Source organism: Trichococcus flocculiformis (assembly GCF_900113645.1).
In the GTDB taxonomy this organism is placed as follows: Bacteria; Bacillota; Bacilli; order Lactobacillales; family Aerococcaceae; genus Trichococcus; species Trichococcus flocculiformis.
This window is the reverse complement of record NZ_FOQC01000059.1, coordinates 1-15,115: the sequence shown is the minus strand read 5'-3', so window position 1 is coordinate 15,115 and position 15,115 is coordinate 1. Positions and strand designations below refer to the sequence as shown.

The following is a 15,115-nucleotide window of genomic DNA, read 5'->3' as shown; positions in this document are numbered from 1 at the left end:
CATCCATTATGGGTTTCTTTGCCTATATCCCGAACATGGAATGCTATCACGGCGTTATCAGCATGAATCATGCCGTTGACGGAACAGTGGCTTTCGGAACCAAAGCTTGTGATTTTACAGGCGGAAAAGGCTACCTTGAAAAGGACTGGGGAACGTCTTTCCCGGAGGAGTATGTCTGGATCCAGTGCAACCATTTCCGGGATGAGGGGACGAGCCTCTTCTTCTCGGTGGCGAAAATTCCTTTTCGGGGATCCTCGTTTGAAGGGTTCATTTGCAACTTTATCGTGGATGGGATCGAATATCGTTTTGCGACCTATAACCGCAGCAAATTCACTTTAGGTTTGTTGACCGATGATCGCATCGAGATCGAAGTTTCACATGCATCCGCATCCCTCACCATTTGTGCGGAGGTGCTCCACGGCGGGGCGTTGATGGCGCCGACCAGGCAGGGTATGGACAAGTTGATCAAAGAAGGGCTTTCCGGCATCGTTACAGTCGATTTCACCGATCAGAAAACTGGAAAAATTTACCACGATGTCGGAAATGTTTCCGGCATCGAAGTAGTACGTTGAACATTTGAAAGAGTGGGAGGGAAAGGAAATGAGTCAAAATTTGTTCACTTACCGTATCCAGACGAGCGGAAAGCAATCATTGACGAACATTGATGTCTATCTCGAGGACGCAATGACGAAAAGCGGCGTGAAGGACGGCATCTTGGTTGTCTTCTGTCCGCATACGACAGCTGCCATCACGATCAATGAGAACGCTGATCCGGATGTGCAGAAGGACATGAATTGGGGCTATACGGACACCTTTCCGAATAAGGGAAGCTACAGACATAGCGAAGGCAACTCCGATGCCCACATCAAATCCTCTTTGACGGGTGTCAGCGAAACGATCATTGTGACGGAAGGACGGATGCTGTTGGGGACTTGGCAAAGCATCTATTTCTGGGACTATGATGGACCGCGTAACCGTAAATTTCACGTGAAGATCATCGCTGGATAAATGTTTGATGTGCAGCTTGAGCGTGTTGTTTCGAATTCGAGATAAAAACCTGTATAATGAAATTAAAACAAGCGGTAGGTGAATGCACAATGCTGGAGGATATCAAAAAAATAATTGCGGAACACAAGCCGGAGCCGATCGGGGAACAGCGCAATTTTTCCGTTCTGATCCCTTTGATAAGAGTGGACGGAGCGCTTCATGTTCTTTATGAAGTACGGGGAGCGCATATATCCCAACCTGGGGATACTTCCTTCCCGGGTGGTGCAGTGGAGCCGGGAGAAAGCTTTGAAGCGGCGGCGATCCGGGAAACCATGGAAGAGTTGAACCTAAAGAGCGAAAACATAAAAATTTTGGGGGAGATGGACTATATCATGAATGATCGCGCAATCATTCATTGCTTCGTCGGGGAAATCACCGGTGTTGAAAAGGATGATATCCGTTTCAATAAAGAGGTCCAGGAAATCTTCACGGTGCCGCTTCAGTATTTCATGGACAATCGGCCTACCTATTATTCTTCGACGGTCCGGCTGGAGCATCCCGATGATTTTCCGTTTGAACTGATTCCAAACGGGAAAGACTACAAATTTAAGGTCGGTGTCCACTGTGTGCCTTTCTACCATCTTGAGCATCATCGACTGTGGGGATATACCGCGAACCTCACCGACCGCTTCGTCAGCATACTGGAACAAAACAAGCAATCATCAAAATAAGCATGAAGAGGCCGGCTCGCTAAGAGCCGGCCTCTTCATGCTTGGCGCATAATTTGCAGTTATCTGTATTCTCGGTGGTCTGCGGGTGCTTATAGTCGAGAGTTAAAACTTCTGTCAGGTGAATAACTACCGGAAACTACTAAATACCGGAAGGATCGCCCGTTTGTCGGGCATCAGTCCAGGACGGTATACCGAAGAACCGAGAGTGCGCGAATCTCTCGACAGAATGATCACCGAAAACCGCAAAACACCCGACAGAATGCTCCTCTGTCGGGTGAACGCCCAGGACAGTATACCGATCACCCCAAAGTGGTCCGAACTGTTGACTTTTCGGCATTATTGGCCGTTCTTAAAGCCGAAAGTAAGATATTGATTTGGGAATAAATAAGCAGGGGCACCTCAGATGCTGAAAATATGTGCGCGATATTTTTCGAAGCTTTCATGCACGCTTGGTTGGACTTTCTTCAACGAAACAGGGCGTCCAGCCTCGTTCAGGAAGCAATGCTGGCTTTTTCCGGTCGTGCGCAGCTCGCCGGTCGCGACATCGATGACGCGATAGGCAAGACTCAATTTGACGCCGTTGTACGACTCGATTTCAGGCAGGACGTAGACGGAATCGCCATAGCGGACCATCGACTTATATTGGGCCTCGACTGTCAGGACCGGGCTGACGATGCCGTTCGCTTCGAGTTTCGCGTAATTTGCACCGACCTGATCAAGGAAGTCGATGCGGGCTTCCTCGAACCAACGGATGTAATTCGAATGGTGGATGATTTTCATCTGATCTGTTTCATAGTATTGGGCGACGTGGATATAGGGTTTCAATTCATTTTTCAAAAAAGTTCCTCCTTGCGGCAGTTCATTAGGGATATGAAAGACTTATCCCTGATGAACTGCCTTTTTTCTTGCCGGTAGGTTACTGGTTGTCCGATACAGCGCAGTTATCGGACAACCGCCGAAGCATGTGGATGCTGAATGTCCGATTCACTACAGTTATCGGACATTTACAGATGTAGCTCTAGGGAAAGCGGCAAGAAAGGGAGGTCTCCTTTGGAGCCTCCCCTTCTTGTGTCTTTTATTTTGCTTCGATCTCGATTAGCAGATCTCCGGCTTCGATCTGATCGCCGTCGATAACATAGATCTGATCGACGACACCGCTGATTGTTGAACGGATCATCGTTTCCATCTTCATCGCTTCAGTGATCACGACTGGATCGCCTTGAGAAACGCGGTCGCCGCGTTTGACGAGAACTTCCAATACAGAACCCGGCATTGTTGCGCCGACGTGTTCTTTGTTGGTAGGTTCCGCTTTTTTGCGGATCGCTTTCGTGCTGGTGATGGACATATCTTTGACTTCAATCTCACGGCCCTGGCCATTCAGGTCGAAGTAAAGGATACGCATTCCGTCCGAATCCGGTTCACCGATCGAGTTCAATTTAATGATTAAAGTTTTACCTTTTTCGATCTGAACTTCGATCTGTTCGCCCATACGCATGCCGTGGAAGAAAGTAGGGGTGTCAAGTTTAGTGACATCGCCGAACTTATCGTAGACGGCCACGTAATCCAGGAAGATTTGCGGATACATCAGGTAGCCGATGACATCCTCATCGCTGGCTGTACGCTGGATTTTTTCCTCCAGTTCGGCTTTTAAAGCCACGAAGTCGATCGGCTCACGCAGGCTGCCTGGTCGTTCTGTGATGGCTTTTTTGCCTTTCAGGATGATTTCTTGCAATCTATCGGGGAATCCGCCTGTCGGTTGGCCCAAGTCACCTTTGAAGAAGCTGATGACGGATTCAGGGAAGTCGATGGTATCGCCTTTAGCGTAGATATCTTCTTCATTCAATTTGTTTTGGACCATGAAGAGAGCCATGTCGCCGACAACTTTTGAGGAAGGGGTCACTTTAACGATATCGCCGAACATTTTATTCACGTCAGCATACATTTCTTTGACTTTATCCCACTCGTCGTTCAAGCCGACCGCATTCGCCTGTTGTTGCAGGTTCGTGTATTGTCCGCCCGGCATTTGGTGATTGTAGACTTCTGTTGAAGTCGTCTGGATGCCGCCTTCGAATTCTTCATAGTAATCACGGATATCTTCCCAATAACGGTTGATTTTGTGTACGTTATGGATATTGATTTCCGGCGCGTGTTCAGAACCTTCCAGGGCATAGTACAAGCTGCTGATGCTTGGTTGGCTGGTCGTGCCGCTCATGGCACTCATGGCCACATCTACGATGTCTACGCCAGCTTTGATTGCTTCTGAGTATGTGTAGATGCCGTTTCCGCTTGTGTCATGTGTATGCAGATGAATCGGCAGATTGACGGTATCTTTCAATTCGCTGATCAGGCGGTAAGCCGCTTGCGGTTTCAAAAGGCCAGCCATATCCTTGATTGCGATGATGTGTGCACCCAGTGATTCAAGCTCCTTGGCCATCTCTTTGTAGTATTGGATGGTGTATTTTGTTTGTGTCGGATCATTGATATCGCCAGTGTAGCAGATGGCTGCTTCAGCAATCTTATCATTGTCGCGCACATACTGGATGCTCTTTTCCATTTGTTTCGTCCAGTTCAAACTGTCGAAGATACGGAAAACATCGATACCGTTTTTAGCGGCAAGTCTGATGAACTCTTCTAAACCGTTGTCCGGATAGTTTTGGTATCCGACGGCATTGGATCCACGGAAAAGCATCTGCAATAAAGTATCCGGCATTTGCGAGCGCAGTTTCTTCAATCGTTTCCAAGGATCTTCGCTCAAGAAGCGGTAGGCAACATCGAAGGTAGCTCCTCCCCACATTTCCGAAGAGAACAATTGCGGAATGGCCGCTTGCGTTTCGGCTGCGATGGCTTGCATCTCATTTGTGCGGATACGGGTAGCCAGCAAACTTTGGTGCGCATCACGGAAAGTTGTATCCGTCAAGAGAACGCGGTTTTGGTCTTTGATCCATTCGCTCACTGCTGTAGGGCCTTTTTCATCCAAAATATTTTTGGCAGTGATGATTTTTTGTTCCGGAACGACGATGTCAGTCGGAATCCGAGGCTTATCATAAAATTTCTTGTGGCCTTTTTGGATGCCCGGGAAACCATTAACGGTAATGTTTCCGATGTACTGCATCGTTTTGTTACCACGGTCACGCGTTTTAGGGAATTCGAACAATTCCGGCGTCGTATCGATGAATGTCGTTTTCGCATCGCCTGATACAAAGATCGGGTGCGTGATGACGTTGAACATGAATGGAATGTTCGTTTTTACGCCACGGATTCGGAATTCGATCAGCGAACGCTCCGTTTTGCGGACAGCTTGATCGAATGTCGAAGCATGTACGCATAATTTAACTAGTAAAGAGTCAAAGAACGGTGTAACAACCGTACCTTGGAATCCGTTACCAGCATCCAATCGGATACCGAAGCCGCCTGGAGAACGGTACGTATTGATTTTTCCGGTATCAGGGAAGAAGTTATTCAACGGATCTTCCGTCGTGATCCGGCATTGGATAGCAGCACCGATCAACGGGATATTTTCCTGTTGCGGGATACCGATTTCTTTATGCAGATCTTGTCCTTGAGCGATCAGGATCTGTGATTGGACGATATCGATTCCTGTAATCAATTCTGTGATTGTGTGCTCCACTTGGACACGCGGATTCACTTCGATGAAGTAGAATTGATCGCCTTCCAAAAGGAATTCAACGGTTCCGGCATTTACATAGCCAACGTGTTTCATCAATTGAAGAGCAGCGTTGCAGATTTCGTGACGAACTTCATCCGACATGGAAACGCAAGGTGCCACTTCGACTACTTTTTGATGACGACGTTGCACAGAGCAGTCACGCTCGTAGAGGTGAACAATGTTACCGTGCTCATCCCCTAAAATTTGAATTTCGATATGTTTAGGATCTTGGATGTACTTTTCAACATAAATTTCATCGTTGCCGAACGCGGCCAACGCTTCACTGCGGGCTCTTTCGAAACCTTCACGGGCTTCTTGTTCGTTGAAGGCCATACGCATACCGCGTCCGCCGCCGCCTAAAGCCGCTTTGATCATGATCGGGTAGTTGTAGGCTTCCGCAAACGCAATGACTTCATCGATGTTCGCTACAGGACCGTCAGATCCAGGGATTGATTGGATGCCGGCTTCCACAGCGGCAACTTTTGCTTTGATTTTATCGCCAAAAATGTCCAAATGCTCCAAAGAAGGACCGATGAATTTGATGCCTTCTTCTTGGCAGCGTCTAGCGAAGTCGATATTTTCAGATAAGAAACCATATCCAGGATGAATGCCGTCTGCACCGGAATCTTTAGCGATGCGGATCAGGTCTTCGATGTCCAGATAGGCGTCGATAGGCTTTTTGCCTTTTCCGACCAAATAGGCTTCATCTGCTTTAAAACGGTGCACAGAACCTTCATCCTCTTGCGCATATACGCCCACAGTAGGGATTCCCAGTTCAGTCAGTGCACGAAATACACGTATCGCGATTTCGCCACGATTTGCAACTAAAACTTTTTTCAATATTTCCACCTCGCTAATTTATTAAAATTCAGGAAAATTTCTTATACAATGATTAAAAATGATTCGTGATTTCTGCCGAATATGAAAATTTGGCGAGAGAAATCAATTATATCTTTTTAATTATTCATTTTACACATTATTTAGCTTGTTTACAACTACCTTTTTAAGAATCCATTAATAATTGGCGGAAATGCTGTTTTTGAACGAAATACGAACGATTATTCAAAATAACATCAACAACATAAGCTTATTTTTCGTAATTGGAAATAGTACGTGCTATTATGAGGTTGATTTTGCGACTAATGCGAACAATCTTTCGTGAGAGGGTTTTGCTCATTTTCTGTGCTAAAATAGATAACAAAGGGAAGTGAAACGGTTACACGTTAATGCGACGGTAATCGAAAAATAGTCGCAAAAATGGGGAATCCAGTAAAGAAAAGGGGGATTTATACGTGAGTGAACCAACAATAGGCAAACACACGCCATTATTTGAATATTATAAAGCGAATGACGTGAAGCTGATTGATTTCGGGGGCTGGGAGATGCCGATCCAATTTTCCGGCATTCTTTCCGAACATGAGGCCGTTCGTGAACGCGCGGGACTGTTCGATTGTTCGCATATGGGAGAAATCGAAATATCCGGCGATAAAGCAGAAGACTACCTGAATGGACTGCTGACGAATGATACCAGCGTGATGACGATCGGCCAGGCTCAATACAATATTATGTGTTACCCGGATGGCGGGGCAGTCGATGATGTCATCCTTTTCAAAATGAACGAAGAGCGCTACCTGCTGGTCTGCAATGCATCCAACACGGATAAAGTATTTGCATGGATGCAGGAGAACAACAAGTCAGAAGCGAGTATCAGCAACATTTCCGACAGTATCGGTCTGCTTGCGCTGCAAGGACCGGCCGCCATCAAAATCCTGAAGGAACTGACGGATGCCAATCTGGATGCCATCGAAAATTACCATTTCATCGCGGACCAGAAAGTGGCGGGCATTCCGCATGTCTTGATTTCGAGGACGGGTTATACCGGTGAAGACGGTTTTGAATTATATCTGGCGGGTGAGCAGACCCCGTTGCTGTGGGAAAAACTGCTGGCAGTCGGAGAAGCCTATGGTGTTTTGCCTTGTGGACTCGGTTCGCGGGACACGCTTCGATTGGAGGCCGGAATGCCACTGTATGGACATGAATTATCTGAGGAAATCACCCCGCTGGCTGCTGGGTTGGGATTTGCGGTCAAAACCAAAAAAGCGAGTGATTTTATCGGCAAAGCATCCTTGACGGCAATCCGCGAAGACGGACCAAAAGAAAAGATCGTCGGTTTCGAAGCCATCGAAAGAGGAATTCCACGCGAAGGCTATAAAGTCTTTTCCTCGGACGGAGCGGAGATCGGGGTCGTCACATCCGGTACGCAGTCGCCGACTTTGAAGAAAAGTATCGGAATGGCCTTAGTGAAGTCGGAAGCAGCCGCCCTCGGAACAGAGATCCAAATTGAAATACGCTACAAACGTATCCAAGCTCGGATTGTTCCGAAACCATTCTACAAAAGAAAAAAATAATTTTGGGCACGTCTACTAATGAAAACAAAAATAAACCAGCGCCATGCGCGGAAGGATGATCAAAATGGCAGACCACAAAAATTTTTATTACACGAAAGAGCACGAATGGGTAGAAAAGATCACGGATGAAACGGTACGCATCGGCATCACAGAGCATGCAGCAGAACAACTTGGCGATATCGTGTTCGTGGATTTCGTGGCTGATCTGGATGCTGAATTGGCTAAGGGGGACGAGTCTGTGACGGTAGAATCCGTAAAATCCGTCTCGGAAGTGTATGCGCCTGTCTCTGGAACAGTGACGAAACAAAACGAAGCTTTAGCTGATTCCCCTGAAATCGTCAATGCAGAACCGTTTGCAGGCGGCTGGATGTACGAAATGAGCCTGAGCGATATCAATGAATTGGATGAATTGTTGAGCTACGATGAATATGCAGCATTCGTGGCCGAGGAGGAAGCGTAAAATGACTGAGGAGCGATTCCGTTATTTACCGGATACGGCCGAAGACGAAAAAGAAATGTTGGCTGTCATCGGGGTCGAAAGCATGGAGGACCTGTTCACGGATATCCCTGACGAAATCCGTTTGAAGGAAGCGTTGGCGATTCCGGCTGCCGTTTCCGAATCGGAACTATTGAAACAAATGAAAGATTTGGCCGAGAAAAACGTCAGTGCCGGGCAGATGCCGATTTTCATGGGCGCCGGTACGTATGATCATTATATTCCGAGCGTTGTGGATGCGGTGATTTCGCGCTCTGAATTCTATACAGCCTATACCCCTTATCAGGCGGAAGCCAGTCAAGGAGAGCTGCAGGCGATTTTTGAGTTTCAATCGATGATCAGCGAATTGACCGGGATGGAAGCCACAAACTCTTCCTTATATGATGGTTTTGCTTCCTTGAGCGAAGCTGTTGGTTTGGCAGCGGCCGTTACGAAACGCAAGGAAATCGTTCTTTCACAAGCGGTCCATCCGAATGCTCGTGCCGTCGTCCACACTGCCGCAAAAGGTCGTGGCCTCGAAGTCATCGAAGTGTTGATGGAAAAAGACGTCACCAACTTCGGTGTCACGCGATGCCTGACCACACCGTATACCGCCGCAATCGTAGTCCAGTACCCGAATTTCTTCGGCTCGGTCGAAGATTTGGCTGTCGTCAAAAAGATTGCGGAAGATAAAGGGGCGCTGTTGATCGTGATGGCCAATCCGTTGGCGCTTGGAATATTGGAAGCGCCCGGTAAATTGGGGGCGGATATCGTTGTCGGAGATACGCAGCCGTTCGGTTTGCCGATGTCATTCGGCGGTCCGCATTGCGGTTACTTCTCCGTGAATCAAAAGCATATCCGCAAAGTTCCCGGACGGATCGTCGGGGAAACTGTGGATGCCGAGGGAGAACGCGCTTTTGTGCTGACGCTCCAAAGCCGGGAGCAACATATCCGCCGCGAAAAAGCGACTTCCTACATGAGTTCGAACCAAGCCTTGAACGCGTTGGCTTCAGCGGTCTGCATGGCGGCCCTCGGCAAACAGGGCGTCCAGGAAATGGCGCAGCTGAACGTCGACAAAGCTGCTTATTTTGCCCAAGCTTTGCAGGATAAAGGCTTCGCGATCCTGAATCAGTCGCCGTTCTTCAATGAGTTCGTCATCGATCTGCCTTTCCCTGCTGAAGACGCGAATAAGGCTTTGCTGGAGGCGGGCATCATCGGCGGCTACAGCTTGGCCGAAACCTATAAAAAGCCGAATCAGTTGCTGGTTTGTGCCACCGAAAAACGCACGAAGGAAGAAATCGACCGATTCATTGCGGTATTGGAGGGGATGAAGCATGCGTAAAACAAAAAAGGTGATTTTTGAATTAAGCCGTTCAGGGCGCGTCGGCTACAGCCTGCCGAAGAGTGATGTCCCAAAAGCGGATTTCAAAGCCAAACTGCCGGAGCATCTTGTCCGCAGACAGCCGGCCGAATTGCCGGAAATCAGCGAGCTGCAGTTGATGCGCCATTACACCAACCTTTCCCAGGACAACTTTGGCATAGAAAACGGCTTTTATCCGCTAGGGTCCTGCACAATGAAATACAACCCGAAAATCAACGAGGTGACCGCCCGTTTGGACGGCTTCGCCAATATCCACCCCTATCAACCAGTGGAAACCGTCCAAGGCGCGCTGCAGTTGATGCATGAACTGCAGGAAGACTTGGAAGTCATCACCGGCATGGACGGTGTTTCTTTGCAGCCGGCAGCCGGAGCGCACGGCGAATGGACCGGGTTGATGATGGTGCGAGCCTACCATGAAAAGAATGGCGATTTTCAGCGCACGAAGGTTTTCGTGCCGGACAGCGCCCATGGAACCAATCCATCGAGTGCCCATATCGCCGGCTTCGATGTCGTAAGCATCCCGTCGACCGCTGAAGGTTTGGTCGACCTCGAAGCTTTGCGCAAGGCAGTCGATGACCAGACTGCCGCTTTGATGCTGACGAATCCGAATACGCTGGGGCTGTTTGAGCGCGACATCGTGCAGATTGCCGAAATCATCCACGGTGCCGGCGGATTGCTTTATTACGACGGTGCGAACCTGAACGCCATCCTCAGCAAAACGACGCCAGGCACTATGGGCTTCGATATCGTTCATTTGAACCTGCACAAGACATTCAGTACGCCGCATGGCGGCGGCGGACCGGGAGCCGGTCCAGTAGGCGTAAAGGCAAATCTGAAAGAGTTTCTGCCGATTCCGCGAGTGGAGAAGACAGAAGAAGGCTTTGTGCTGAACAGCGATCATCCCGCTTCAATCGGTCCGGTCAAAGGTTATTACGGGAACTTCGGCGTCCTTGTCCGGGCCTACACCTACATCCGCACAATGGGACCAGTCGGTTTGCGCAAAGTATCGGAGAGCGCCGTGCTGCATGCCAATTATCTGCGTAAGCTTCTCGAAAATGATTTCGACACGCCGTATCCGGTCATCTGCAAGCACGAATTCGTCCTTTCCGGCAACCGTCAGAAGAAGGGCGGTGTGCGGACTTTGGACATGGCCAAGCGCTTGCTGGATTACGGCTATTACGCGCCGACTGTCTATTTTCCGTTGATTGTCGAGGAAGCTTTGATGATCGAACCGACGGAAACCGAAAGCAAAGAAACGCTCGACGACTTCGCGGACGCGCTGATCGCAATCGCCCGCGAAGCAGCAGAAACGCCGGAAACCGTCACACAAGCACCGCAGCATACATCGGTCAGACGACTGGATGAAGTACGCGCAGCCAGAGTCATCAAAGTGAAATACTGATTTGATGCCATAAAAAGAACAGCTCCCAACAATCCGTTTTAATGGAAAAGTGGGGGCTGTTCTTTTTGTGTATTTGACTTTACTGTGCGACAGTCTGCTCCAGCAAGAGGTTCATGTTCAGGAAACCGCGTTCGCTTTTCAATTGGAAGGCATGCTGACCGGCATTGAAATCGATGACGTTGTCGCTGTCGAGAAAAACCAGAGCCCATTTTTGAGCAGGTACAGGTCCGATGTTCGTTTCGATTATGGCATCGTATTCAGCCATTCCGGCATCATGCGCCTTCAACATGAAGATGCCGGTGCTCGGGCAGCCGCAATCATCGCCGACCGCATAGAAGAGGCTGATGTCCTTGAGTTCGTAACGTTTTTGGATTTCCGTAATGGCGGAATCGGTAAAAGTGAGTTTCATGATTTAATCCCTTTCTTTCCATACAAAGTAACTGCAAATGACCAGGCGGGGAAACTGCCTATCCAACTTTGCTTTCTTACTATAAGTATACGATATATCCATCAAAAAACAAGAAAAGCCCTCTTCCGCCGAAAGTCAGGATGACTTCAGAAGGGATCGGTGGAAGAAGATTTTCGATTTATTTTGAACATTCTTAAGAAAATCCTATAACTGGAAAAATGTCAATAACACTTCTGCAATCTTTTGCTACTGCCCTCTGGTAGATCGTTCTTTTTACATCACTAACCAACTTTGGTAGAATCAAAGATATATGAGTTTAAAATAATGAAGGGGTGGGGAGATTCTTTGGCAAATCAAGAAAAGTCAGTTCGGTTGTTTTGGCTATTGTTCAAATCAACTTTTGTGCTGAGTGCATTCACTTTTGGTGGAGGCTATGTGATCGTACCGTTGATGCAAAAAAAATTCGTGGAACAACTGAAATGGATTGATTCAGATGAAATGTTGGATTTGGTTGCTTTGGGGCAGTCCGCGCCTGGTGCGATTGCCGTCAATACATCCATTCTGGTCGGCTATCGTGTGGCGGGTTTTCTGGGAGCTTTGGTGACTGTATTCGGTACGGTTGCGCCCCCGCTTATCATCATCACGATTGTTTCCTATTTTTACATGAATTTTCGTGAAAATCCGATTGTGGATGCTTTGATGATCGGGATGCAAGCGGGTGTGGCTGCAGTCATCGTCAATGTCGTCATCGGCATGGTCAGCGGGGTCGTCAAGCAGCGCGACATTGTGAATATTCTATTGCTGTTGGTGGCGTTCATCGCTTCCTATTTCTTTGATGTTCACGTCGTCCTGATCATTTTCTTGGCGGGATTGATCGGTTTTGTCAATCTGAGCTATCAAGAGAAGAAAGGGGCGATCAAATGATTTATTTGCAATTATTCTGGTCCTTCTTCCAAATCGGTCTGTTCACGATTGGCGGTGGCTACGCGTCCTTGCCGCTGATCCGGAATGAAATCGTCGTGAATCATGGCTGGCTAACAATGCAGGAATACACGGACATCATCACGATTTCGCAGATCACGCCGGGACCGATCGTCATCAATTCGGCTACCTTCGTCGGAACCAAAGTGGGCGGTTTTGCAGGGGCAATTGTTGCGACTCTTGGTACAGTCACGCCTTCAATCATCCTCTCATTGATTTTGGCATGGGCTTACTATAAGTACCGCGATATCAAAATCATGCAAGGCATCCTTGGTGGGCTGCGACCGGCAGTCGTAGCTCTGATTGCCGCGGCAGGATTGGCGCTTTTTGTGGCTGCTCTGTTCCAATCCGGCGGAACGCTAATCGGCGGAATCACCGTCAATTTCCTTGCGGTTGGAATCTTTATTGCGGCATTGTATGCGCTCCGGACTACAAAAATCGATTCTATTTGGCTGATACTTGTTTCTGGTGCCGTAAGCATCCTTTTCCATTTAATCAGCTGATTGGGTGTATAATAAAAGAATAGCACATTCACTTCGTCAAGAAAGGAACTTGTCATGATGTCAAATCAGGCAGCTAAAGAGATTCAAGCAAAAAAGAATATGCCGAAAAAGTGGCAGGGGTTGAAGCCTGCGCGTTTCGCGAAATACCGCAGCTGGATCAACAGCGGCACCCCAGGCATCTGTGGCACTTATTGCAGCGCTGTGCTGGTGCATGATGCGGTTCTGCAGAAATACAAGAAGTCTTTGGATAAAGATACACTGTTGGCGGGCTTGCTGACGGTCGTTGATGAATTTCTGCCCTACAAGGGGACTTTCTTCTGGGACGTGCAGCACGGACTGAAGGCTTTGCTTAAGGACATTCCGGATTGGTCCGTAAAATCGGGACTCATCACGGAAAAAATCGTGCCGGCCTTGTTGGACCGTCCGAATCCGGTACCGGTCATCGTCGGAACGACGCGGCTTTTCAACAGTAAGTACAAAAACCATTGGGTAGTCGTCTATGCTTATGGCTACAACGAGGACGGCAAGCTTTTCTATAAAGCGTATGATAACCACGGCCGCTACCAGGCCATTTTGCCGGCATCGCAGACGATTGGTTGTGTTTGGTTGGAGGAAAGAAAAAATAATTGAGAATACTATAGATAGTAACGGAGGAACAAAATGAGGGAATATGATTTTATCGCCATCGGAGGTGGCAGCGGCGGCATTGCAACGATGAACCGTGCGTCAGAATACGGTGCTAAAACTGCTGTTATCGAAGGAAATTTATTGGGTGGAACGTGCGTGAACATCGGGTGCGTACCGAAAAAAATCATGTGGTATGCATCCCAAATATCGGAAGCAATCCACAAATACGGACCAGATTATGGGTTTGATACAGGTGCACACAAAATCGACTTTCCGACCTTGCTGAAGAACCGGGACGCCTATGTAGAGCGTTCCCGCAACTCCTATCAAGCGGGCTTCGAACGCCGCAATGTCGATGTGATTGAAGGCTTCGCCAAATTCGTCGATAACCATACTGTTGAGGTGAACGGCGAGCTGATCCGTTCCAAACATATCTTGATCGCGACTGGTGCAAAACCGATCCGTCCACGGATTCCTGGCGCAAAGCTAGGCGACGTTTCCGATACATTCTTCGAATGGACCGAACTGCCCGAGAAAGTCGCAGTCGTGGGAGCCGGCTACATCGCCATCGAATTGGCCGGCGTGCTGCACAATTTGGGAGTGGATACGCATCTTTATGTCCGCTATGATAAGCCGTTGCGCAAATACGATGACAGCATCATCGAAGGACTGATGGAGGAAATCGAAAAGGATGGTCCGACATTACATACGCATGCCGTATCGAAAGCTGTCGAAAAGAATGCAGACGGCACTTTGACGCTGCACCTAGAGGACGGCAGATCGGAAGTCTTCGACAAAATCATCTGGGCGATCGGACGGACCGCCAACATTGACGGTCTAAACATCGAAGCGACCGATGTGAAAGTCAGCGACAAAAAATTCATCATCGTCGACGAATACGAGAACAGTTCCGTCGACGGCATCTACGCAGTCGGAGACGTAACCGGCAAGAACATGCTGACGCCTGTTGCGATTGCAGCCGGGCGCAGATTGTCGGAACGCCTGTTTAACAACAAACCGAATGAAAAACTGGACTACGACAACATCCCGACTGTAATCTTCAGTCACCCGCCAATCGGCAGCATCGGATTGAGCGAAAAAGACGCCGTAGCGAAGTTTGGCGCGGATCAGGTAAAAGTGTACAAGTCTAGCTTTGCGTCGATGTACACAGCCGTTACGGCTCATCGACAGCTAGTCAAAATGAAACTGGTCTGCGCAGGAGAGAACGAGCAAGTCGTTGGTCTCCACGGCATCGGCTACGGCGTCGATGAAATGATCCAAGGCTTCGCAGTAGCCATCAAAATGGGCGCCACCAAAGCCGACTTCGATAATACCGTAGCCATCCATCCCACTGGCGCGGAAGAGTTTGTGACTATGCGGTAGAACGAGATGCATGCTTGGTCGCAAGCGACCAAGCGTGCGAGATAACCCTTCAAAACCTTTTTGGCGGGCAAACTGAATAGACTTCACCGTGAAATAGCCCGCCAAACGCGTTTGAGGCTGCTGAAAAAGTCAGATAAATTTCTGGCTTTTTTTGTATTTTG

14 protein-coding genes are annotated in these 15,115 nt (G+C 48.5%); 11 read left to right on the top strand and 3 right to left on the bottom strand.

Features of this window, described 5'->3' with window-relative positions:
- The 3 genes from BMZ71_RS12995 to BMZ71_RS12985 all read left to right on the top strand — a co-directional run.
- A partial coding sequence (locus tag BMZ71_RS12995) for a tocopherol cyclase family protein (RefSeq protein ID WP_281242349.1) occupies positions 1 to 572 on the top strand: 572 nt, incomplete at its 5' end.
- 28 nt (positions 573 to 600) lie between these two features.
- A complete protein-coding gene (locus BMZ71_RS12990) occupies positions 601 to 1,008 on the top strand; it encodes a secondary thiamine-phosphate synthase enzyme YjbQ (protein ID WP_086989028.1) in 408 nt (135 codons plus the stop codon).
- Between the two features lie 56 nt (positions 1,009 to 1,064).
- Positions 1,065 to 1,718, top strand: a complete 654-nt coding sequence (locus tag BMZ71_RS12985; protein ID WP_245734443.1) for an NUDIX hydrolase — start codon at positions 1,065 to 1,067, stop codon at positions 1,716 to 1,718.
- 399 nt (positions 1,719 to 2,117) lie between these two features.
- Here BMZ71_RS12985 and BMZ71_RS12980 read toward each other — a convergent pair whose 3' ends face one another.
- A complete protein-coding gene (locus tag BMZ71_RS12980; RefSeq protein ID WP_143071445.1) occupies positions 2,118 to 2,555 on the bottom strand; it encodes an acyl-CoA thioesterase in 438 nt (145 codons plus the stop codon).
- A gap of 238 nt (positions 2,556 to 2,793) precedes the next feature.
- Positions 2,794 to 6,225 (bottom strand): pyruvate carboxylase, encoded by a 3,432-nt coding sequence (locus BMZ71_RS12975; protein ID WP_086989030.1) that lies wholly within the window; start codon positions 6,223 to 6,225, stop codon positions 2,794 to 2,796.
- A gap of 452 nt (positions 6,226 to 6,677) precedes the next feature.
- Between BMZ71_RS12975 and gcvT the strand changes: the two genes are divergently transcribed.
- From gcvT to gcvPB, 4 genes are all read left to right on the top strand, one after another.
- Positions 6,678 to 7,793 carry a glycine cleavage system aminomethyltransferase GcvT gene (gcvT, locus tag BMZ71_RS12970; RefSeq protein ID WP_245734442.1) on the top strand — a complete coding sequence of 372 codons (1,116 nt, stop codon included), beginning with the start codon at positions 6,678 to 6,680 and terminating at the stop codon, positions 7,791 to 7,793.
- 64 nt (positions 7,794 to 7,857) lie between these two features.
- The gene (gene gcvH, locus BMZ71_RS12965) at positions 7,858 to 8,253 is read left to right on the top strand and encodes a glycine cleavage system protein GcvH (RefSeq protein ID WP_086989031.1); all 396 of its coding nucleotides are present in this window, start codon (positions 7,858 to 7,860) and stop codon (positions 8,251 to 8,253) included.
- 1 nt (position 8,254) lies between these two features.
- A complete protein-coding gene (gene gcvPA / locus BMZ71_RS12960) occupies positions 8,255 to 9,610 on the top strand; it encodes an aminomethyl-transferring glycine dehydrogenase subunit GcvPA (RefSeq protein WP_086989032.1) in 1,356 nt (451 codons plus the stop codon).
- The gene (gene gcvPB / locus BMZ71_RS12955; protein WP_086989033.1) at positions 9,603 to 11,051 is read left to right on the top strand and encodes an aminomethyl-transferring glycine dehydrogenase subunit GcvPB; all 1,449 of its coding nucleotides are present in this window, start codon (positions 9,603 to 9,605) and stop codon (positions 11,049 to 11,051) included. Before gcvPA ends, gcvPB begins: the two co-directional genes overlap by 8 nt.
- Positions 11,052 to 11,130: 79 nt before the next feature.
- Here the strand turns inward: gcvPB and BMZ71_RS12950 are convergent, their stop codons facing one another.
- Positions 11,131 to 11,460, bottom strand: coding sequence for an iron-sulfur cluster biosynthesis family protein (locus BMZ71_RS12950; RefSeq protein ID WP_086989034.1), 330 nt, complete (start codon positions 11,458 to 11,460; stop codon positions 11,131 to 11,133).
- 345 nt (positions 11,461 to 11,805) lie between these two features.
- Here BMZ71_RS12950 and BMZ71_RS12945 point away from each other — a divergent pair, with 345 nt between their 5' ends.
- From BMZ71_RS12945 to gorA, 4 genes are read left to right on the top strand one after another with little or no spacing between them, the layout of a single operon-like run.
- Entirely contained in the window at positions 11,806 to 12,384 is a 579-nt protein-coding gene (locus tag BMZ71_RS12945) for a chromate transporter (RefSeq protein ID WP_232309244.1), read from the top strand.
- Positions 12,381 to 12,944 (top strand): chromate transporter, encoded by a 564-nt coding sequence (locus BMZ71_RS12940; RefSeq protein WP_086989036.1) that lies wholly within the window; start codon positions 12,381 to 12,383, stop codon positions 12,942 to 12,944. Before BMZ71_RS12945 ends, BMZ71_RS12940 begins: the two co-directional genes overlap by 4 nt.
- Positions 12,945 to 12,998: 54 nt before the next feature.
- Positions 12,999 to 13,574 (top strand): dihydrolipoamide dehydrogenase, encoded by a 576-nt coding sequence (locus tag BMZ71_RS12935; RefSeq protein WP_245734441.1) that lies wholly within the window; start codon positions 12,999 to 13,001, stop codon positions 13,572 to 13,574.
- Between the two features lie 30 nt (positions 13,575 to 13,604).
- Positions 13,605 to 14,954 (top strand): glutathione-disulfide reductase, encoded by a 1,350-nt coding sequence (gene gorA / locus BMZ71_RS12930; RefSeq protein ID WP_086989037.1) that lies wholly within the window; start codon positions 13,605 to 13,607, stop codon positions 14,952 to 14,954.
- The last annotated feature ends 161 nt before the right edge of the window (positions 14,955 to 15,115 follow it).